This is a genomic window from Mesorhizobium sp. LSHC420B00, from assembly GCF_000503055.1.
In the GTDB taxonomy this organism is placed as follows: Bacteria; Pseudomonadota; Alphaproteobacteria; order Rhizobiales; family Rhizobiaceae; genus Mesorhizobium.
On sequence record NZ_AYVY01000036.1, the window covers coordinates 1 to 20,000 of the forward strand.

General features: G+C 64.0%; 16 protein-coding genes and 2 pseudogenes (1 of these 18 running past the window's edge). 13 read left to right on the forward strand and 5 right to left on the reverse strand.

The genetic code is table 11. The annotated features are described in order from the left end of the window. Both X760_RS69435 and X760_RS69440 read left to right on the forward strand, forming a co-directional pair. Positions 1 to 710: pseudogene (locus X760_RS69435) on the forward strand (helix-turn-helix domain-containing protein); the annotation flags it as partial. 9 nt (positions 711 to 719) lie between these two features. Then, the gene (locus tag X760_RS69440) at positions 720 to 1,373 is read left to right on the forward strand and encodes a PQQ-binding-like beta-propeller repeat protein (RefSeq protein WP_023722289.1); all 654 of its coding nucleotides are present in this window, start codon (positions 720 to 722) and stop codon (positions 1,371 to 1,373) included. 39 nt (positions 1,374 to 1,412) lie between these two features. Here the strand turns inward: X760_RS69440 and X760_RS69445 are convergent, their stop codons facing one another. After that, entirely contained in the window at positions 1,413 to 1,898 is a 486-nt protein-coding gene (locus X760_RS69445) for a MarR family transcriptional regulator (RefSeq protein WP_023722290.1), read from the reverse strand. 96 nt (positions 1,899 to 1,994) lie between these two features. Here X760_RS69445 and X760_RS69450 point away from each other — a divergent pair, with 96 nt between their 5' ends. After that, positions 1,995 to 2,900: a DMT family transporter gene (locus tag X760_RS69450; RefSeq protein WP_023722291.1), complete on the forward strand. Its 906-nt coding sequence runs from the start codon at positions 1,995 to 1,997 to the stop codon at positions 2,898 to 2,900. A 3-nt stretch (positions 2,901 to 2,903) separates the two neighbouring features. Here the strand turns inward: X760_RS69450 and ubiG are convergent, their stop codons facing one another. Next, the gene (gene ubiG, locus X760_RS69455) at positions 2,904 to 3,653 is read right to left on the reverse strand and encodes a bifunctional 2-polyprenyl-6-hydroxyphenol methylase/3-demethylubiquinol 3-O-methyltransferase UbiG (protein WP_023722292.1); all 750 of its coding nucleotides are present in this window, start codon (positions 3,651 to 3,653) and stop codon (positions 2,904 to 2,906) included. Between the two features lie 217 nt (positions 3,654 to 3,870). Here ubiG and X760_RS69460 point away from each other — a divergent pair, with 217 nt between their 5' ends. The 9 genes and pseudogenes from X760_RS69460 to X760_RS69500 all read left to right on the forward strand — a co-directional run bounded on the left by X760_RS69460 (position 3,871) and on the right by X760_RS69500 (position 16,516). Continuing rightward, the gene (locus X760_RS69460; protein ID WP_023722293.1) at positions 3,871 to 4,437 is read left to right on the forward strand and encodes a putative glycolipid-binding domain-containing protein; all 567 of its coding nucleotides are present in this window, start codon (positions 3,871 to 3,873) and stop codon (positions 4,435 to 4,437) included. 195 nt (positions 4,438 to 4,632) lie between these two features. After that, positions 4,633 to 5,879, forward strand: a pseudogene (locus X760_RS69465) (aspartate kinase). Positions 5,880 to 6,009: 130 nt separating this feature from the next. Continuing rightward, positions 6,010 to 8,280: a phosphoenolpyruvate--protein phosphotransferase gene (gene ptsP, locus X760_RS69470; RefSeq protein WP_023722294.1), complete on the forward strand. Its 2,271-nt coding sequence runs from the start codon at positions 6,010 to 6,012 to the stop codon at positions 8,278 to 8,280. Between the two features lie 8 nt (positions 8,281 to 8,288). Further along, on the forward strand, positions 8,289 to 9,368 hold the full coding sequence (gene prfA / locus X760_RS69475) for a peptide chain release factor 1 (protein ID WP_023722295.1): 1,080 nt from the start codon (positions 8,289 to 8,291) through the stop codon (positions 9,366 to 9,368). Then, on the forward strand, positions 9,361 to 10,239 hold the full coding sequence (prmC, locus tag X760_RS69480) for a peptide chain release factor N(5)-glutamine methyltransferase (protein ID WP_023722296.1): 879 nt from the start codon (positions 9,361 to 9,363) through the stop codon (positions 10,237 to 10,239). Before prfA ends, prmC begins: the two co-directional genes overlap by 8 nt. A 331-nt stretch (positions 10,240 to 10,570) precedes the next feature. After that, complete coding sequence (locus X760_RS69485) at positions 10,571 to 11,485, forward strand: DUF4167 domain-containing protein (protein WP_245278741.1); 915 nt, start codon at positions 10,571 to 10,573, stop codon at positions 11,483 to 11,485. A gap of 238 nt (positions 11,486 to 11,723) precedes the next feature. Further along, on the forward strand, positions 11,724 to 14,330 hold the full coding sequence (gene clpB, locus X760_RS69490) for an ATP-dependent chaperone ClpB (protein ID WP_023722298.1): 2,607 nt from the start codon (positions 11,724 to 11,726) through the stop codon (positions 14,328 to 14,330). 100 nt (positions 14,331 to 14,430) lie between these two features. Then, a complete protein-coding gene (locus tag X760_RS69495) occupies positions 14,431 to 14,796 on the forward strand; it encodes an MmcQ/YjbR family DNA-binding protein (RefSeq protein WP_023722299.1) in 366 nt (121 codons plus the stop codon). 235 nt (positions 14,797 to 15,031) lie between these two features. Continuing rightward, entirely contained in the window at positions 15,032 to 16,516 is a 1,485-nt protein-coding gene (locus X760_RS69500; RefSeq protein ID WP_023722300.1) for a L,D-transpeptidase family protein, read from the forward strand. Between the two features lie 20 nt (positions 16,517 to 16,536). Here the strand turns inward: X760_RS69500 and X760_RS78415 are convergent, their stop codons facing one another. Together X760_RS78415 and X760_RS78420 are read right to left on the reverse strand one after the other, a co-directional pair. Further along, positions 16,537 to 16,782 (reverse strand): hypothetical protein, encoded by a 246-nt coding sequence (locus tag X760_RS78415; RefSeq protein WP_245278742.1) that lies wholly within the window; start codon positions 16,780 to 16,782, stop codon positions 16,537 to 16,539. Further along, complete coding sequence (locus X760_RS78420) at positions 16,782 to 17,168, reverse strand: TMEM175 family protein (protein WP_245278743.1); 387 nt, start codon at positions 17,166 to 17,168, stop codon at positions 16,782 to 16,784. The genes X760_RS78415 and X760_RS78420 overlap by 1 nt, the downstream gene beginning before the upstream one ends. A gap of 170 nt (positions 17,169 to 17,338) precedes the next feature. Between X760_RS78420 and X760_RS69510 the strand changes: the two genes are divergently transcribed. After that, positions 17,339 to 18,898 carry an MFS transporter gene (locus X760_RS69510; RefSeq protein ID WP_023722301.1) on the forward strand — a complete coding sequence of 520 codons (1,560 nt, stop codon included), beginning with the start codon at positions 17,339 to 17,341 and terminating at the stop codon, positions 18,896 to 18,898. Between the two features lie 16 nt (positions 18,899 to 18,914). Here the strand turns inward: X760_RS69510 and X760_RS69515 are convergent, their stop codons facing one another. Then, on the reverse strand, positions 18,915 to 20,000 hold the 3' portion of the coding sequence (locus tag X760_RS69515) for a M23 family metallopeptidase (RefSeq protein WP_023722302.1). The gene runs 873 nt beyond the window's last position; 1,086 of the gene's 1,959 nt are visible here — the last part of the coding sequence; its start codon lies off the right edge, out of view; the stop codon is at positions 18,915 to 18,917.

The window sequence follows — 20,000 nt, forward strand, 5'->3', positions numbered from 1 at the left end:
TAGCGGCGCGGGCGGCGCGCGCGGCCGGCATCCCCGCGCTGACCGCAGAGGTGGAGAGCGCATCGCTGGTGCTGGAGACGCCGGCGGCACGCCTTGTCGCCCGTGGCGAGGAACGGCCCCTTCTGCTCGACGAAGTCGAAGCGCTCCTGGCGTCGGGGGCGCTGGTGGTGGATGCATGCCGCAATGTCGTGCGGGTCGCAGACACCGTCATCTCGCTGGCGACCCGCCCGGTGCTGTTCGCTGTTGCCCGCGCGCTGGCCGAAGCCTGGCCGAGGGACGTGGCAAGATCGACGCTTATTGCGCGCGCTTTCCGCGGAAAGGACGCGGACGAATCACATCGCGCGCGGTTACGGGTGGAAATCGGGCGACTTCGCGCGGAGCTTCGGAGCTTGGCCGATGTGAGCGCGACGAAGCGGGGCTTTGCCCTGGCGCCACGCCGCGCCGGCGAGGTCGTCGTGCTGGCGCCGCCCGTCGAGGACGATCATGCCGCGGTGCTCGCCTTCCTCGCCGACGGCGAGTCGTGGTCGAGCTCGGCCTTGGCGATTGCGCTTGGAGCCAGTTCGCGTACCGTGCAGCGGGCGCTCGAGCAGCTCGCCCAGTCAGGCAAGGTGCAGTCGTTCGGCCGCGGGCGGGCGCGTCGCTGGATGACCCCGCCGGTACCGGGTTTCCCGACAATCTTGTTACTCCCCGGCCCGTTGCCGGGCTACTAGGGTGGTATTATGAAACGATCCTCAGCCGAAATCCTCCGTGAATATGGACCCTTTCCGGGTGTCGACCACGTCGACGGCGTCACCTTCGACGGTGAGCATGTCTGGTTTGCGTCAGGCGACAGATTGAACGCCTTCGATCCGGCGAGCGGCAAAGTAGTGCGCTCGATCGATGTGGCGGCACACGCCGGAACGGCCTTCGACGGCCAGCACCTCTATCAGATCGCCGAGGATCGCATCCACAAGATCGATCCGAAGAATGGCCAGGTGCTGGCGTCGATCCCGGCGCCCGGCAATGGCGGTGATTCCGGGCTCGCCTGGGCCGAAGGAACGCTCTGGGTCGGGCAGCATCGGGGCCGAAAGATCCATCAGGTCGATCCCGAGACAGGGGCAATCCTTCGCACCATCGTTTCCAACCGCGTCGTCACCGGGGTCAGCTGGGTCGATGGCGAGCTGTGGCATGGCACCTGGGAGGGTGAGGAGAGCGATGTCCGGCGGATCGATCCTGAAACGGGAAAGGTCCTGGAGAAGCTCGATATGCCGCCAGGAACAGGCGTGTCGGGGCTCGAATCCGATGGCGGTGACCAGTTTTTCTGTGGCGGCGGAAACAGCGGCAAGATCAGAGCTGTCCGCCGGCCCAAACGAGGCTCCGCGGCCAGGATTTGAGTTTTCCACCTTCTCGGCCGGCCCTTTTGGCCGGTTTGGTTAGCCTAGGCTCGCGATCAATTTTTCGAGCAGGCGTGCCAGCATGACCTGCTCCGGGCGTATCAGGCCGGAAAGTATCTCGTGCTCGTTGGCAACGTGCGCGGCAACCGCCTCGTCGATCAAAGCGAGGCCCTTCCGGGTCAGTTGTACGACGATGCCGCGGCGATCGTCGGGATGTGGCCCGCGCTTGATCAAGCCGGATTTCTCGAGCCGATCGAGGCGGTTGGTCATCGCGCCTGATGTCACCATCGTCGCCTCGTACAGAGCGGTCGGCGTCAGCGCGTATGGCGGCCCGGAACGACGCAGCGTCGCCAGCACATCGAATTCTCCGGATTGCAGTCCGTAACTTGCAAACAGCGGCGCCAGCCGCTCCCGCGCGATCAACGAGGCAGCCTCGTTCAACCGTCCGAGCACGGCCATCGGCGAGACATCGAGATCCGGCCGTTCCTTTTTCCACTGCTCGATCGCTTTTGCTGCGCGATCCATGTCTCTCACCGTTATGTATCTTGACGTGAAGAATCTTTACCTTATCGTACCTCAGCTTGTGGTATCGGCCAAGTGCGAACAGGCGATGGGACGGCGATGAAATTTCTCTGGGACTCGGCGCTTGGCCTTCTGGTCGTCACCGGTGGACTGCTCGGCCTGACGCTGCCGTTCGGCAAGATCGCGACGGCGGCCGGCGTCCCCGCCATGGTCTGGGCCTTCGTCATCTCGCTTGGCGCCGGCGGCGTGCTTTTGTGCGCATTGCTGCTCAAGGGGCAGCGCATGCGGCTTTCGCCGCACAGGCTGCGCTATTTCTTTGTCACCGCGGCCGTCTCCTACGCAATCCCCAATCTGCTGATGTTTTCAGCCATTCCGCATCTGGGCGCCGGCTACAGCGGCATCATGTTCACGCTGTCGCCGGTCGTCACGCTGGTGTTCTCGATGCTGCTCGGGGTCAGGCGCCCGACCATGCTGGGCATCGTCGGCATAGTCGTCGGTTTCGTGGGCGCAGTCATGGTGGCCGTGACGCGCGGGGAAGCGGGCCATCCGGCCGAATTTTTCTGGGTGGCGATGGGCCTGCTCATCCCGGTCAGCCTCGCCGCCGGCAACATCTACCGCACCGTCGACTGGCCTGAAGACACCGGCCCGATCGAGCTTGCCGTCGGCAGCCATCTGGCAGCAGCCTTGATGCTGCTTGCCGGCATTCTGATCCTGCTGGGCGGCAATGCATTCGGGTCGCTCGGCGGCGTGCCGCTGGTCGCTGCGGCACAGGCGGCATCAGCCTCGGCGATGTTCGCCTTCTTCTTCCGCCTGCAAGCGGTCGGCGGCCCGGTCTATCTCAGCCAGATCGGCTATGTGGCGGCGGCGGTCGGGCTGTTTGCCGGGACGCTCTTCCTCGGCGAGCGCTATCAGTTGCTGACCTGGGCCGGTGCGGTCATCATCACCGCCGGCGTGTTCATCACCACCAAGGCGCAAAGCCAGAAGACATATGGCCAGAAGGCGTAAGCTTCAGACGGATACCTTCTCCGCCAGCACCATGTAGTTGACATCCATGTCCTTCGACCGCTGCCAGCGGTCGGCGAGCGGGCTGTAGGTGACCCCGGTGCGGTCGATGACGGTCAGGCCGGCGCCGGCAAGCGCCTTTTCGAGTTCCTCGGGGCGCACCAGCTTGCCGAACTGGTGGGTGCCGCGGGGCAGCCAGCGCAGCACATATTCGGCGCCGATGATGGCCAGGCCCAGGGCCTTCAGCGTGCGGTTGATGGTGGCGACGAACATGATGCCGCCGGGCTTGACCATCTCGCCGCATTTGGCCAGGAACAGATCGACATCGGCGACATGCTCGACCACTTCCATGTTGAGGATGACGTCGAATTTTTCGCCGGCATCGGCCAGGTCTTCCGCGGTCATGGCGCGGTAGTCAACGCTCACGCCGACTTCCGCCGCATGCAGCTTGGCCACTTCGATGTTGGTGGCGGAGGCATCGGCGCCGACCACTTCGGCGCCAAGCCGCGCCATCGGCTCGCACAAAAGCCCGCCGCCGCAGCCTATGTCGAGGAAGCGCAGGCCTTCGAACGGCCGTGCCGCACGCGGATCACGGCCGAAGCGGGCCGCCACCTGGTCACGGATATAGGCAAGCCGGATCGGGTTGAACTTATGCAGCGGGCGGAACTTGCCGTTCGGGTTCCACCATTCGGCGGCAAGGGCGGAAAATCGTTCCACCTCTCCGGCATCGATCGTCGATCGTCGGGGCTCTGGCATGGCGTGGTCTCCTCGGACGCTAGGAAGTCGGGCGCAAGGCTGCGAATGTCAAGGCGCGAAATTCACCGCCGGCAGCGCGATGCGCGTGATGCCTGACAGCACCGCCTTTTGCCGGAGGCAATTGTGTCAGCACATGTCAGTTGATGGTGTCCCGGAAGGAAACACCAATGCCCTGGCGGACGAAGCAGAGACATGGTGATCGAAGGAGTGCACAACGATGCGAACGGTTGCTTCCATTCTTTGGCGCCGGCTTGACCAGGAAGGCCACGACGCTTGCCTGCTGTCGGAAGCGAGTTCCGGGTGGAACCTCAGGGGACACGCGCTTTTCGTCCAGGACGGCAAGCCGTGCAGCATCGCCTACGAGGTGGACTGCGATACCGGCTGGCATACGCGCTCGGCGCGTGCCGACGGCTTCCTCGGCACGCAAGAGCTGCATTATGGCATCGACCGGCTTACCGAGCGCCAATGGACGCTGAACGGCGAGCATCAAGCGGAAGCCGACGGTCTCATCGATGTCGATCTCGGCTTCACGCCTGCCACAAACCTTTTGGCGCTCCGCCGTTTTGCCCTCGATGTCGGCACGGCGACGCCCGCCCCGGCGGCCTATCTGACATTTCCCGACCTGAGGCTGACGCACCTGGAACAGACCTATCAGCGCGTCGATGCAGCACACTACGCCTATGCCGCGCCGCTGTTCGGCTACAACGAGATGCTGGAGGTCTCGCCGCTCGGTTTCGTCCTCGATTATCCGCGCCTGTGGAGAGCCACGGCACTGCAGGGCTGAAGCGAGCGGCATTTGCCAACAAGCAGTGCAGGCGTGACACTGCGCTCGTGTGTCGCCTGGCCGGCAGCGGCGGCATGCCTTGCGAAACCGCGATCATTTGGCTAAGGAGGCCGCGCATTGAGCGTCCGGCCCGGTCGGACGCATTTCCGCTTTTCGGCCCTCGGTCCGGCATTCAGTCAAAGGCATTTCGCTTCCATGGCGCGCATCGTGATGAAATTCGGCGGAACGTCCGTCGCCGACATCGCCCGCATCCGCAATGTGGCGCGTCACGTCAAACGCGAGGTCGATGCCGGCCATGAGGTCGCCGTCGTGGTCTCGGCGATGGCCGGCAAGACCAACGAGCTCGTGCATTGGACGCGCGAGGCCTCGCCGATGCACGATGCGCGCGAATATGACGCCGTCGTCGCGGCCGGCGAGCAGGTCACCGCCGGCTTGCTGGCGATCGCGCTGCAGAATATCGGCGTGCATGCCCGCTCCTGGCAAGGCTGGCAGATCCCGATCAAGACCGACAACGCGCATGGCGCGGCGCGCATTCTCGATATTGACGGCGCGTTCCTGATCAAGCGCTTCGGCGAAGGCCAGGTGGCGGTGGTGGCCGGTTTCCAGGGCATCGGGCCGGACAACCGGATCGCAACGCTCGGCCGCGGCGGTTCCGATACCAGCGCTGTCGCCATCGCGGCGGCGGTCAAGGCCGACCGCTGCGACATCTANTCGACGGGGTCTACACGACCGATCCGCGCATCGAGCCGAAGGCGCGGCGGCTGGCCAAGATTTCCTTCGAGGAAATGCTCGAAATGGCCTCGCTGGGCGCCAAGGTCCTGCAGGTGCGCTCGGTCGAGCTTGCCATGGTGCACAGGGTGCGTACCTTTGTGCGGTCGTCCTTCGACGATCCCGATGCACCCGGAATGGGGGATTTGCTCAATCCGCCGGGAACGCTTATTTGCGACGAGGAAGAGATCGTGGAACAGCAGGTCGTCACCGGAATTGCCTATGCCAAGGACGAGGCGCAGATATCGCTGCGCCGCGTCGGCGACCGGCCGGGCGTCGCCGCCGGCATTTTCGGGCCGCTCGCCGAGGCCAACATCAACGTCGACATGATCGTCCAGAACATTTCCGAGGACGGCAAGTTCACCGATATGACCTTCACCGTGCCATCCGGCGACGTCGACAAGGCGCTTGCCGTGCTCGAACGGCTGAAGGCGACGATCGGCTACGATGTGGTGCAGTCGGAAGCCGGCATGTCAAAGGTCTCGGTCATCGGCATCGGCATGCGCAGCCATGCCGGCGTCGCCGCCACCGCCTTCAAGGCGCTGGCCGACAGGTCGATCAACATCCGCGCCATTACAACGTCCGAAATCAAGATTTCGATCCTGATCGACGGTCCCTATACGGAACTAGCAGTTCGCACTTTGCATTCCGTCTACGGTCTGGATAAGCAGTAGCAGATCGAAAGTCTTGGAGCGGCCTTTATGCGTTCAATTGGACGCACGGCGCTCTAATTGAGTTGTTGCGTTTGTGCCGCTGTGCAGGGCAACCTGCACCGGCTGAAATGCTATTGGAGAAGAAGCCGCGATGCGTGATTCGGCCAGTGGCCCGCGCGTTTTGCTGAAACGGCTCCGCGAGCTCATGCAAGAGCCGCTGGAGCCGCAGGAGCGGCTTGACCGGATCGTGCGCGACATCGCCTCCAACATGGTTGCCGAGGTCTGCTCGCTCTATGTGCTGCGCGCCGATTCGGTGCTCGAGCTCTACGCCACCGAAGGCCTGAACCCGAACGCCGTCCACCTGGCGCAGCTCAGGCTGGGTCAAGGCCTGGTCGGCACGATCGCGGCCTCGGCGCGGCCGCTCAACCTTTCCAATGCACAGGAGCATCCTGCCTTCGCCTACCTGCCGGAGACCGGGGAAGAAATCTACAATTCCTTCCTCGGCGTGCCGGTGCTGAGGGCAGGGCGGACGCTCGGCGTCCTGGTCGTGCAGAACAAGACCATGCGCCATTATCGAGACGACGAGGTCGAGGCGCTGGAAACGACGGCGATGGTGATCGCCGAGATGATCGCCACCGGCGATCTGGAGCGGCTGACGCGCCCCGGCCTCGAGCTCGATCTGCGTCGCCCGGTAAGCTTTACCGGCCTGTCCTTCAATGAAGGCGTCGGGCTCGGCCATGTGGTGCTGCACGAGCCGCGCATTGTCGTCACGAACCTGTTCAACGAGGACAGCGAGGAGGAGGTCAGGCGGCTCGACGCGTCCCTCGGCTCGCTCAGGCTCTCCATCGACGACATGCTGGAGCGCCGCGACGTCGCCTTCGAGGGCGAGCATCGCCAGGTGCTCGAAGCCTATCGCATGTTCGCCAACGACCGTGGCTGGGTACGCCGGCTGGAGGAGGCGATCCGCAACGGCCTGACGGCCGAAGCGGCGGTCGAAAAGGTGCAGAGCGACATGCGTGCCCGCATGCTGCACATGACCGATCCGTATCTGCGCGAACGGATGAGCGATTTCGACGATCTCGCCAACCGGTTGCTGCGGCAGCTTATGGGGCGCGGACCGGAGGACGTCGCGGCCTCGCTGCCCAAGGACGCCATTATCGTCGCCCGCTCGATGGGTGCTGCCGAGCTGCTTGACTATCCCAGAGACAAGCTGCGCGGACTGGTGCTGGAGGACGGCGCGGCGACCAGCCATGTCGTCATCGTGGCCCGTGCGATGGGCATACCGGTCGCCGGCCAGATGAAGGGCGCCGTTTCCATGGCGGAAAACGGCGATGCCATCATCGTCGACGGCGAGGAAGGCGCGATCCATCTGCGCCCGCAGCCCGACCTCGAGGCGGCCTATGCCGAGAAAGTGCGCTTCAGGGCGCGGCGGCAGGAGGTCTACCGCGAGCTGCGCAAGAAGCCGTCGGTGACCAAGGACGGTGTCCAGGTCGATCTTCTGATGAATGCCGGGCTGGCGGTCGACCTGCCGCAACTGGCCGAAGCTGGCGCGGCCGGCATCGGCCTGTTCCGCACCGAGCTGCAATTCATGGTCGCCTCGACTTTTCCGCGCGCCGAAGCGCAGGAGCGGCTCTATCGCGACGTGCTCGAGGCGGCGCGCGGCAAGCCGGTGACGTTCCGCACCATCGATATCGGCGGCGACAAGGTGCTGCCCTATTTCAAGGGGTCGATCCAGGAGGAGAACCCGGCGCTCGGCTGGCGCGCCATCCGCCTGACGCTCGACCGGCCCGGCCTGCTGCGCACCCAGATCCGCGCACTGCTCAAGGCGTGCGGCGGGCGCGAACTGAAGCTGATGCTGCCAATGGTGACGGAACTCGGCGAGATCGTGCAGGCGCGCGAGATCATCGATCGCGAGGTGCGGCATTTGTCGCGCTTTGCCCATCATTTGCCGACCAGCCTCAAGGTGGGCGCGATGCTGGAGGTGCCGTCGCTGCTGTTCCAGCTCGACGAGTTGATGAAGGCGGTCGATTTCGTCTCGGTCGGCTCGAACGATCTGTTCCAGTTCGTCATGGCGGTGGATCGCGGCAACACCCAATTGTCCGACCGCTTCGACCCGCTCTCGACGCCGTTCCTGCGTGTTTTGAAGAAAATTGCCGACGCCGGAGCGCGCAACCATACGCCGGTGACCCTGTGCGGCGAACTTGCCGGCAAGCCGATTTCGGCGATGGCGCTGATCGGCCTTGGCTACCGCTCGATCTCGATGTCGCCGGCTTCGATCGGCCCGGTCAAGGCGATGCTGACGGAACTGCCGCTCAGCGAACTGGAAGCGTTCTTCGACGACAATCTGATAGCGCCGGCGCAAGGCCTGCCGATGCGGGCGCTGCTGCAAGCCTTTGCCGACGACCGCTCCATACCGTTGTAGACTTCGCCATGATCAACCTGCCCCGCGACCGTATGGACCAAGTCGTCAAGCGTTTCGACATGCTCGAAGCGCAGATGTCGGCCGGGCCGGCGGCGGACGCCTATGTCAGGATGGCCTCCGAATATGCCGACATCCAGGAGATGGTGGCAAAGATCAGGGCGCTACGCGCCGCCGAGCGCGAACAGGCCGATCTGGAGGCGATGCTCGCCGACAAGGGCACCGACGCCGAGATGCGGGCCTTGGCCGAGGCCGATCTGCCAGGGGTCAAGCATCGCATCGAGGCGCTGCAGCAGGACATCCAAATCCTGCTGTTGCCAAGGGATGCCGCCGACGAAAAGAACGCCATTCTCGAAATCCGCGCCGGCACCGGCGGTGACGAGGCGGCACTTTTCGCCGGCGACCTATTTCGCATGTACGAGCGCTATGCCGCGGCGCATGGCTGGCGTTTCGAGACGGTGTCGGCCAGCGAGGGCGAGGTCGGCGGCTACAAGGAAATCATAGCCACCGTTTCGGGCAAGGGCGTCTTTGCGCATCTGAAATTCGAATCCGGCGTGCACCGCGTGCAGCGCGTGCCGACGACGGAGGCGGGCGGGCGCATCCATACCTCGGCGGCGACGGTCGCGGTGTTGCCGGAAGCGGAAGAGGTCGATATCGACATCAGGGCCGAAGACATCCGCATCGACACGATGCGCGCCTCGGGTTCCGGCGGCCAGCACGTCAACACCACCGATTCGGCCGTGCGCATCACCCATCTGCCGACCGGCATCATGGTGGTGCAGGCGGAAAAGTCGCAGCACCAGAACCGGGCGAAGGCCATGCAGATCCTGCGCGCCAGGCTCTACGATCTCGAGCGCAGCAAGGCGGACGAGGAACGCTCCGAATCGCGCAAGTCGCAGGTCGGCTCGGGCGATCGCTCGGAACGCATCCGCACCTATAATTTTCCGCAAGGGCGCGTCACCGATCATCGCATCAACCTGACGCTCTACAAGCTCGACCGGGTGATGATGGGTGAGCTTAACGAGATCATCGACGCGCTGATCGCCGATCACCAGTCGAAGCTGCTCGCCCATATCGGCCTCGATGGCTGACGGCCTGCCCGGCACGCTCGCCTCACTGTTGCGGGAGGCGCGAAACCGGCTTACCGCGGCCGGGATCGCGGATCCGGCGCTCGATGCCAGGCTGATCGTCGAGCATTTTTCCGGCACGACCCGCACGCAGGCCATCGCCGATCCCGAGCAAACGGTCGATGCGGGCGTGAGAGCAGCGATCGATGCCGCACTGCGGCGGCGTATCGCCGGCGAGCCGGTGCACCGCATCCTCGGCTATCGCGAATTCTACGGCTTGCGCCTGTCGCTTTCGCCGCAAACGCTGGAGCCGCGGCCGGATACCGAAACGCTGGTCGAGGCTATACTGCCCTTCGTCAAGGCAATGGCGGCACGCGAAGGCGGCTGCCGCGTCCTCGATCTGGGGACCGGCACCGGTGCCCTCGCGCTGGCGCTGCTCAGCGCTGTCCCGGCCGCGACCGCCACCGGCGTCGACATTTCGCGAGAGGCGCTGGTCACGGCCATGCGTAATGCCGGGGAATTGGGGCTCGCCGGTCGGTTCACGGCGCTCAAATCCGACTGGTTTGAAAAAGTTTCTGGCCGGTACCATGTAATTGTCGCAAACCCTCCCTATATACCCTCAGACGACATTGGAAATCTGCAGGACGAGGTCCGCGGTTTCGATCCACGCCAGGCCCTGGATGGCGGCGTGGACGGTCTGAGCCCCTACAGGAAGATCGCCGCAGGAGCGGCAGCCTATTTGGAACTCCAAGGCAGGATTGCGGTCGAGATCGGCCATACGCAGCACCAACAGGTTACGGGGATATTCTCCGCGGCCGGGTACTGTCCGGTCGGGGTGTTTCGTGATCTCGGCGGAAACGACAGAGTTCTTGTGTTCGAACAGTGGAAGCCGTGATGCAGTGCGAAAAAAGCGCTTGGCAATACCGGGGAATGCGGCTAGGGTCGCCTTAACCGGATGAGACGAAGCAGGCAGTGCTCTTAGCGATTCGGTTTTCCTTGGAAATAGCTGCCTTCTTGCGCAAACGACGCCCAAGCTTCGTGCGGGAATCGTCCGGCAAGTGAAGTAACCGGAACAGGATGGCACGTGGCGCCAACGCAATTGATGCGGGCGAACGCCGGTGAAGGAACGAAACGGCTGGCCGCATGAGCGCCTCCGTTCGTGAAGAGTTTTTCGAAAATTTCAAAGTGAAGAGAGTCTAATGAGGCCACAACAGCAAAACAGGCGCATGCGCGGTCGCAACAACAATGGCGGCGGCGGCGGCAACAACAATAACAACAACAACCGTAAGGGGCCGAATCCCCTGACGCGCAACTATGAGAGCAACGGTCCGGACGTGAAGATCCGCGGATCGGCTCAGCAGATTGCCGAGAAGTACGCAACCCTTGCCCGTGACGCGCAAAGCTCCGGCGACCGGGTGATGGCGGAAAACTATCTCCAGCATGCAGAGCACTATAACCGCATCATCGCAGCCGCTCAGGCACAGATGCCGATCCAGAACGCGCAGCAGAATCGAGATGATTTCGACGATGACGGCGACGAGGATCGCGATGAGTTCGACAATGCCGGCAACAACAATGCCAACGAGGCCTCGGCTTCGGCCAATCACGGTGCCGGCCCGCAGCCGGTCATCGATGGCACGCCGGCCGAGCTGGCTCTGAACCAGGAAAACAGCCGCGACAATCGGGGCGGCCGCGACAACAATGGCGGACGCCACCGCGACCGTCGCCCCAATGGCGGTTACGGCCAGAACGGCCAGCGCGGCGAATATGGCGCGCGCGGCGAGCAGCAGGGTGGTCAGCGCGTCGAACAGCCACGGCGCGACGAGACGCCGGCGCAGGCAGAGCCCGTGCCGGCCGCTGAGCCGGTCTTTGTGAGCGAGCCCGCACCGCAATTCGAAAACCTTTCGCCGGCGGGTCTCGCCGCCCAGGCCGAGCTCAACGAAGCCGCGGCCGAAAACAGCCCGGCCCGCCGCCCCAGGCGTCCGCGTCGTCCGCGCCTCGATGTCGAACAGGCAAATGGCGGCAACGACAATGCCGGCCCTGACAGTTCCGGCCCTGACAGTGCCGAAACTGGCAATGTCGATGCGGCGCCGGCTGAAGACGCCGGCGGTCAACCTACTATTGCCGACGTCGAGAATTGATCGAAGAAACGTTCAGGCGATCTTAGCGCATCCTTTACCCTGGACGGCGGAGAGAAATCTCCGCCGTTTTTGTTTTGCGCGCTCGGAATATTATGCGTTCGCCAGTGTCGAGGCGTCTTGAGGGTCCGTGGTTTGCGTCCCATATCTTGCGTGAACAGGATCCGGCTCGAACGGGCGGGTCCGTCACCGCAATCCGATCCGGTGCCGCGAAGCGGGCCGGTGACGGAAGGAGACAGGCATGAATCTTGAAAAATATTCCGAGCGCGTGCGTGGCTTTATCCAGTCCGCGCAAACCATGGCGCTTTCCCGCAGCCACCAGCAATTCACCCCCGAGCATATTCTTAAGGTCCTTGTCGACGACGACGAGGGCCTGGCTGCGTCGCTGATCGAGCGCGCCGGCGGCAATGTCCGTGACGTCAAGCTCGGCGTCGAAACGGCACTGGAGGCAATGCCCAAGGTCGAGGGCGGCAATGGCCAGCTCTATTTGGCGCAGCCGCTGGCAAAGGTGTTCTCGACCGCCGAGGAACTGGCCAAGAAGGCCGGTGACAGCTTCGTTACCGTCGAACGGCTTTTGCAGGCGCTTGCCATGGAAAAGTCGGCCAAGACCGCCGACATCCTGTCCAAGGCGGGTGTCACGCCGCAGGCGCTGAACCAGGTCATCAACGACGTACGCAAAGGTCGCACCGCCGATTCGGCGAGCGCCGAGCAGGGCTACGACGCGCTGAAGAAATACGCGCGCGACCTGACGGCGGACGCCCGCGCGGGCAAGCTCGATCCGGTCATCGGCCGTGATGACGAAATTCGCCGCACCATCCAGGTGCTGTCGCGCCGCACCAAGAACAACCCGGTGCTGATCGGCGAACCCGGCGTCGGCAAGACGGCGATCGCCGAAGGGCTGGCGCTGCGCATCGTCAATGGCGATGTGCCGGAATCGCTCAAGGACAAGCAGCTGATGGCGCTCGACATGGGGTCGCTGATCGCCGGCGCCAAATACCGCGGCGAGTTCGAGGAGCGGCTGAAGGCGGTGCTTTCCGAAGTCACGTCTGCGGCCGGCGGCATCATCCTGTTCATCGACGAGATGCACACCCTGGTCGGCGCCGGCAAGGCGGATGGCGCCATGGATGCGTCGAACCTGCTGAAGCCGGCGCTGGCCCGCGGCGAGCTGCACTGCGTCGGCGCCACCACGCTCGACGAATACCGCAAGCATGTCGAGAAGGATGCGGCCCTTGCCCGCCGCTTCCAGCCGGTCTTCGTCAATGAGCCGACGGTCGAAGACACCGTCTCGATCCTGCGCGGCCTGAAAGAGAAATACGAGCAGCACCACAAAGTGCGCATCTCGGATTCGGCGCTGGTCGCGGCCGCTACGCTGTCAAACCGCTACATCGCCGACCGCTTCTTGCCGGACAAGGCGATCGATCTCGTCGACGAGGCCGCCTCGCGGCTCAGGATGCAGGTCGATTCGAAGCCCGAGGCGCTGGACGAGATCGATCGCCGCATCATGCAGCTCAAGATCGAGCGCGAGGCGCTCAAGGTCGAGAAGGACGATGCCTCGAAGGACCGGCTCGCCCGGCTTGAGAAGGAACTCTCGAACCTCGAGGAGGAATCGACCGAGCTGACCTCGAAGTGGCAGGCCGAGAAGCAGAAGCTCGGGCTTGCCGCCGACCTCAAGAAGCAGCTCGACGAGGCGCGCAACGAACTTGCCATTGCGCAGCGCAAGGGCGAATTCCAGCGCGCCGGCGAACTTGCCTATGGCAAGATCCCGGAACTCGAAAAGCAGCTGAAGCAGGCTGAAGCCAGGGATGGCAAGGCCGGCATGGTCGAGGAAGTGGTCGGCCCCGATCACGTCGCTCATATCGTGTCGCGCTGGACGGGGATCCCGGTCGACAAGATGCTGGAAGGCGAACGCGACAAGCTGTTGCGCATGGAAGACGAGGTCGGCAAGCGCGTCGTCGGCCAGGGTGAGGCGGTGCAGGCGGTGTCGAAAGCGGTGCGCCGTGCGCGCGCCGGCCTGCAGGACCCGAACCGGCCGCTCGGCTCGTTCATGTTCCTCGGACCGACGGGCGTCGGCAAGACCGAATTGACCAAGGCACTGGCCAGCTTCCTGTTCGACGACGAGAGCGCCATGGTGCGCATCGACATGTCGGAGTTCATGGAGAAGCACTCGGTCGCCCGGCTGATCGGCGCGCCCCCCGGCTATGTCGGCTATGAGGAAGGCGGCGCGCTGACCGAAGCGATCCGGCGGCGGCCCTATCAGGTCGTGCTGTTCGACGAGATCGAGAAGGCGCATCCGGACGTGTTCAACGTGCTGCTGCAGGTGCTCGACGACGGCCGGCTGACCGACGGGCAGGGCCGTACGGTCGACTTCCGCAACACGCTGATCATCATGACGTCCAACCTCGGCGCCGAATATCTGGTCAATCTCGGCGAGGACCAGGATGTCGACGTGGTGCGCGACGAGGTGATGAATGTGGTCAGGGCTTCGTTCCGGCCGGAATTCCTCAACCGCATCGACGAGGTGATCCTGTTCCACCGGCTGCGCCGGCAGGATATGGGCCGCATCGTCGAAATCCAGCTCAAGCGGCTGGAAAACTTGCTTGTCGACCGCAAGATCGCGCTTTCGCTCGATCGGGAGGCGATCGACTGGCTGGCGGCCAAGGGTTACGACCCGGCCTATGGCGCGCGGCCGCTGAAGCGGGTAATGCAGAAGGAATTGCAGGATCCGCTGGCGGAAAAGATCCTGCTCGGCGAGATCCTCGACGGCTCGACCGTCAAGGTCACCGCCGGGTCCGACCGGCTGAACTTCCGCTCGAAGCCGGCGGTCGTGGCAACCGAGGCGGCCGCCTGACTTCAAGGCAAGAGCCTGTTCCATCCTGATGGATTCGGATGGGCTCCTCTCTTCTCTTATGACCATGATCTCATGGTCTAACATCATTGGCGGGGCGCAGATGACGCTGGACGATTATAACAGCTTCTGCGCCTCGCTGCCTTCGACGACCCATGTCGTGCAGTGGGGCGGCGCCCATGTCTGGAAAGTCGGCGGCAAGGTGTTTGCGATCGGCGGCTGGAGTGAAGGCAAGGAGCCGTTCGTCACCTTCAAATGCTCCGATATCGCCTATGACGTGCTGAGGGAACAACCGGGCCTTCGGCCGGCGCCCTATCTCGCCTCGCGCGGCATGAAATGGATCCAGCGCCAGACAGGCGAAAGCATGGATGACGAGGCGCTGAAGGATTATCTGCGCGAAAGCCACCGTCTCGTCGCGCTGAAGCTGACGAAGCAGGCGCGCAAGGAATTGGGACTCATTGCCGGTTGATCTGCCAGAAATCCGCCATCTTCATGCCCGGTTCATATTGGAACCTTATCGTACGCAAGTGATTTGCTGGCGAAGGGGTTCGCGACCACATCGGCCCGAAATCGAGTTTTGATTTTCGCAAAGCACGATGCGGAGATTTAAAGCGTTAGAGTGTCCTTAAGCCCAAAAGGACGCGCGGCGCTCTTGAGAGACAATGCCGGCGGCGGCAATTACGGACCGGAGAATTTTGGCCACCATGTTGCGCACCATCTTTACCCTTTCAGCGCTTGCTGCCGGGCTGCTGGCTTCGAATACGATGGCATCGCCGATAGTGGATACTGCGCCACGGGTGGGTCGTGCTGCCGATGACGGCGGCATTCTTGTCGCCCAGAACGGCAATCTCGACATCTATTACGACGCCAGGGGAAACCGCGTCATCGTCGATGCGGAGACCGGCAAGGTTATCGCCATCCAGCCGCCGCAGACCAGGCTCGATCGCCGTGCCTTGCGCCGCGAGCGCCTGCGCAATCTCGGACCGGTCGAAGACGACCGCTATTATCTTGACGATCCGGAGGACACGGCGCGGTTCCGTCGCAGGCAGTTGGAAGACGAAGGCAGGGTCATCGTGCCGCCGGCTGACGAGTACGACCCCTATGGCGACAATTCGGCAGAAGTCTTCCCCGAAGCGCCGCGGGATGACGGCGGCTATGGCAACAATTTTCCGGAGGAAGCGCAGCCGGTGAAGCCGCGCACCATTGAGCGCCAGCCGCTCAATGAGGCTTCGATCGAGCCGGTCGAACCGACAGTGCCGGGCGAGCAGGCGGCCTTGCCGCCAAACACCGCCTTGCCGCCAAGCACTGGCGGCAAAACCGCGGTCGGCCCGTCGTTATCGCTCGGCGCCCGCCAGGACGTGGCGGTGCTGCAGGTGCTGCTCGACCGTGCCGGTTCTTCGCCAGGCGTCATCGACGGACGCTTCGGCTCGAATGTCGACAAGGCGCTTGCCGCCTATAACGAGATCACCGGCAGCAATCTGAAATCGACCGACGCGATCGGCATCCAGGCCGCCCTGGCGCAATCCGGTGGCGATGCCTTCGCCTCCTATACGATCACGCCCGAGGATGCGGCCGGCCCCTATGTCGCCTCGATACCGGAGGACTACAGCCAAAAGGCCCAGCTCGACCGCATGGGCTACACGTCGGTGCCCGAGGCGCTGGCCGAGCGCTTCCATATGGATGAAAACTATCTAAAGTCGCTCAATCCGGACGCCAATTTCAGCCGCCCCGGCACCATCATCAAGGTCGCCAATTTCGGCAGGCTGGTGGCGACGCCGGTGGCGCGCATCATCGCCGACAAGGCCAACAAGCAGGTCCGCGCTTATGATGCGGCGGGCAAGCTGGTCGCGGCCTATCCGGCGACCATCGGCTCGTCGGACACGCCGTCGCCGTCCGGCACGCATACGGTGTCGCGTGTCGCATTGGACCCGAATTACACCTACAATCCGAACATCAATTTCAAGCAGGGCGAAAACGACCGGATCCTGACCATCCCGCCGGGGCCGAACGGCCCGGTCGGCTCGGTCTGGATTGCGCTGGACAAGCCGACCTACGGCATTCACGGCACCCCGGATCCGTCCAAGATCGGCAAGACCGAAAGCCATGGCTGCGTGCGGCTGACCAATTGGGACGCGCGCGAGCTGGCCAAGATCGTGTCGCCCGGCGTGACGGTGGAGTTCGTCGACTGAGTTGAGCGTTTTCGCTCCACTCACCCGATGATCTTGCGCAGCAGTCGCGCGCGTGGCGCCGCCGCATAGATCAGCTGCACCACCAACATGAAGCCGACGCTGAGCAGCGGGCTGACGAGGCAGAGTGCAGCGCCGATCGCCCACAGGATCTGCGCCTTGACGATGCGCAGATAGACCGTTCGGGTGGTCTCCGCATCGACGCCTTCCGCCAGGAGGCCGTTTTTGTCCGCATAGCGCCAACTGGCGAGCAGCGTCAGCCCGAGCATCAAAAGATTGAGCCAGTAGACGAGCACGGCGGTTCTGAATTCGAGGAAGTCGGCCAAAAGATCGGTCGAGAACGGCAGCAAGGCGATGAAACCGAAAAACAAAGGTTCAGCGTCGCAAGCCGCCTGTCGGACTTCGCGATCAGCCCGGGCTGCGCCTGCTGGCCGAACCAGAAGATGGTCAGCGTCAGGAAGCTGAGCGCATAGGTCAGAAAACGCGGCGCCAGTGCTGCGACCGCGGCGATCAACTCGTTTTCGGAATGCACCGTTTCATGCGCTGGCACCCTGATCTCGAGAACGATCAGGGTGAGCGCGATGGCGAACACGCCGTCGGTGATGCCGACGACGCGCCCACGTCCTTCCGCCGAGGGTTCGAGCGGTCGTTTCATGCGGGTATTTTCCCCCTTGCCAGTCGCGCTGCAAGAAGCTTAGCACGGCATCGGCCGTTTGCACCCGCACTGGCGTGGTCCTGCCTGCATGGCCAGGTTCGGGCTGGTTTCAACGAGAACAGCCTGCTGGCCGGTTGTCGCTGGCCCCCCGGCGGTCTAGGTAAGGCAGCATGCACACGCCAACCAAAGTCGGTACCGGCGCCGTTCCCCTGACCGGCTCACTTCCGTCCGATACGTTTTGCCCGCAGGCGCAGCGGCGGTTCGTGCTGATCGCGGCGATCCTGGCTTCCGCACTCGGCTTTATCGACGGATCGGTCCTGGCTATTGCGACGCCGGCGATCCGCGTCGACCTCGGCGCCAGCCTCGCCGAGGCGCAATGGATTTCCAATGCCTATGCATTGACGCTTTCAGCCCTCATTCTCGTCGGCGGCGCCGCTGGCGATCGCTTCGGCCTGCGCCACTCCTTCGTCGCCGGCATCGTCCTGTTCATCGCCGCCTCGCTTGCCTGCGCGTTGGCGCCTAACCCGGCGGTGCTTATTGCGTTTCGGGCTATCCAGGGTGTTGGAGCGGCCGTCATGGTGCCGGGCAGCCTGGCCCTTATCGCCAAAGCCTATCCGAAAAAGGAACGCGGCCGGGCGATCGGCATCTGGGCGGCGGCATCAGCGCTGACGATGGCGCTCGGTCCGGTGCTGGGCGGCTTCGTGCTGTCGGCCTTCGGCGACGGCATCTGGCGGGCGATCTTCGCCATCAACCTGCCGCTCGGTCTTATCTCGATCTATCTTCTGCTGGCCAAGGTTCCCGCCGACGCGCCGGCGGAAAAGCGCAGCCTCGATCTCGGCGGCGCAGCACTCGCCATATTGGCGTTCGGAGCGCTCGCTTACGGCCTGACCTTGATGAGCGGTGACGGGGAGGGGCTGATGTCCGGCCCGAGTATTGCCGCCGGCGCAGTTTTGCTCGTCGTGTTCATAGTCTTCGAACGCCGGCGGCGCGAGCCGATGATCGACCTATCGCTGTTTCGGATTGGGGCGTTTGCGGGCGCCAATGTGGCGACCTTCTTCCTTTATTTCGCGCTGTCGGCCAATCTGTTCTATCTGCCGATGCTGATGATCGCCGGATGGGGGCTGAGCACGGCCGAGGTCGGCTTCATCTTCCTGCCGCTATCGGCATTGATCGCACTGCTGTCCGGGCCGGTCGGCCAGTGGTCCGACCGCATCGGGCCTCGCTTTCCGATCGCCAGCGGCAGTCTGGTGGTGGCTGTTGCCTTTGCCGGGCTTGCCTTGCTGGCCTATTGGGGCATCCACAATTTCTGGTTGGGGGTGTTCCCGCTGATGGCGCTGATGGGGTTCGGCATGGCGCTGGTGGTGTCGCCGCTCTCGACCGCCATCATGACGGCGGTCGAGGACAAGGATACGGGTGCGGCCTCGGGCATCAACAACGCCGTCTCGCGCATCGGCGGCCTGATTGCCGTGGCGGCGATGGGATCGCTGGCGGCCTGGGTCTACGCTGCCGTGCTCGGCACCGGTGCCGGCATTCCGGGTTTCGGCGAACCGGCGCCCGCCGGCCTGGCGCCCGGTCTCGATGCGGCACGGCTTGCCGCCAGCGACGCGGCATTCGCGGCCGTTGCCGCAGTGACCGCGCTGCTTTGCCTGCTTTCGGCAATCACCGCCTGGATGACGGTTTCCGGCGAGCGGCTGCCATGGGCGCGCGACACGGCGAATCAGCAGGGCTGACGACGAAAACGTCGGCTCAGCCTTCGATCTTGGCGCTCGCTACCTTCAGCTGATTGCTGTCTTCCTGCTTGAGCAGGTCGTCGATGCGTTCGCGCTCGCGCTTGAAGGCGACGAGGTCGTCGCCCTTCAGCGTCTTGCCGACCGGCAGGCGGACGCGCATCGAATCGACCTTGGTGCCGTTGACGATCAGTTCGTAATGAAGATGCGGACCGGTGGAGAGGCCGGTTGAGCCGAGATAGCCGATAACCTGACCCTGGCGGACGCGAACACCCGGCTCGATGCCCTTGGCAAAGGCGCTCTGGTGATTGTAGGACGTCTCGTAACCATTGGCGTGCCGCAGGATGATCTGCTTGCCATAGCCGCCAGCCCAGCCGGCCTTTTCGACGACGCCGTTGCCCGCGGCAATAATCGGCGAGCCCACCGGAGCTGCCCAGTCGGTGCCGGTATGCATTTTCACATACCCCAAAATGGGGTGGCGCCTGGCACCGAACCCCGACGTAAACCTGCCATTGGGCAAGGGATTGCGAAGCAGAAACTGCTGGGCGCTGCTGCCGTTTTCGTCGAAATAGTCGGTGCTGCCGTCCTGCATCTGGAAACGGTAGAAATTTCGCGTCGTGCCGCCGAAAGTCGCGGAGACGTAAAGCAGCTCGGATTCGTCGGACGCCTGGTCGTCGCCATCGGGCTGCGAGAACAGCACCTCGATGCGATCCGTGGGACTGAGGCGCGACTGGAAATCGACACCGGATGCCAGCAACTTGATCAGCCGCTGCGTCATCGCCTTGGACATGCCGTAGGAATAGGCGGTGCGATAGATGCCGTCATAGACGTTCGGTAGATTGCCGCGCACCACGGGCGCAGGCGAATCGTCGAACGCCGTCAGCAATTCGGGATTTGGCTCCGGCTCCTGCGCCGGCACGTATTGGTCGCGGTCGTCGAGCGCGATGGTGACGATGTGCTGGGTCCTGTCGTAAACGCTGGTGCGAACGATCTTGGCGGCGTCGCCATGCACCTCGAGCCCGACGCGCAAGACGGTTCCGGCTTTGAGGGCGGTGGCATTCAACAATTTGGCGATCGCCTCGGCCATGCCGGTGGCGTCCTCGCC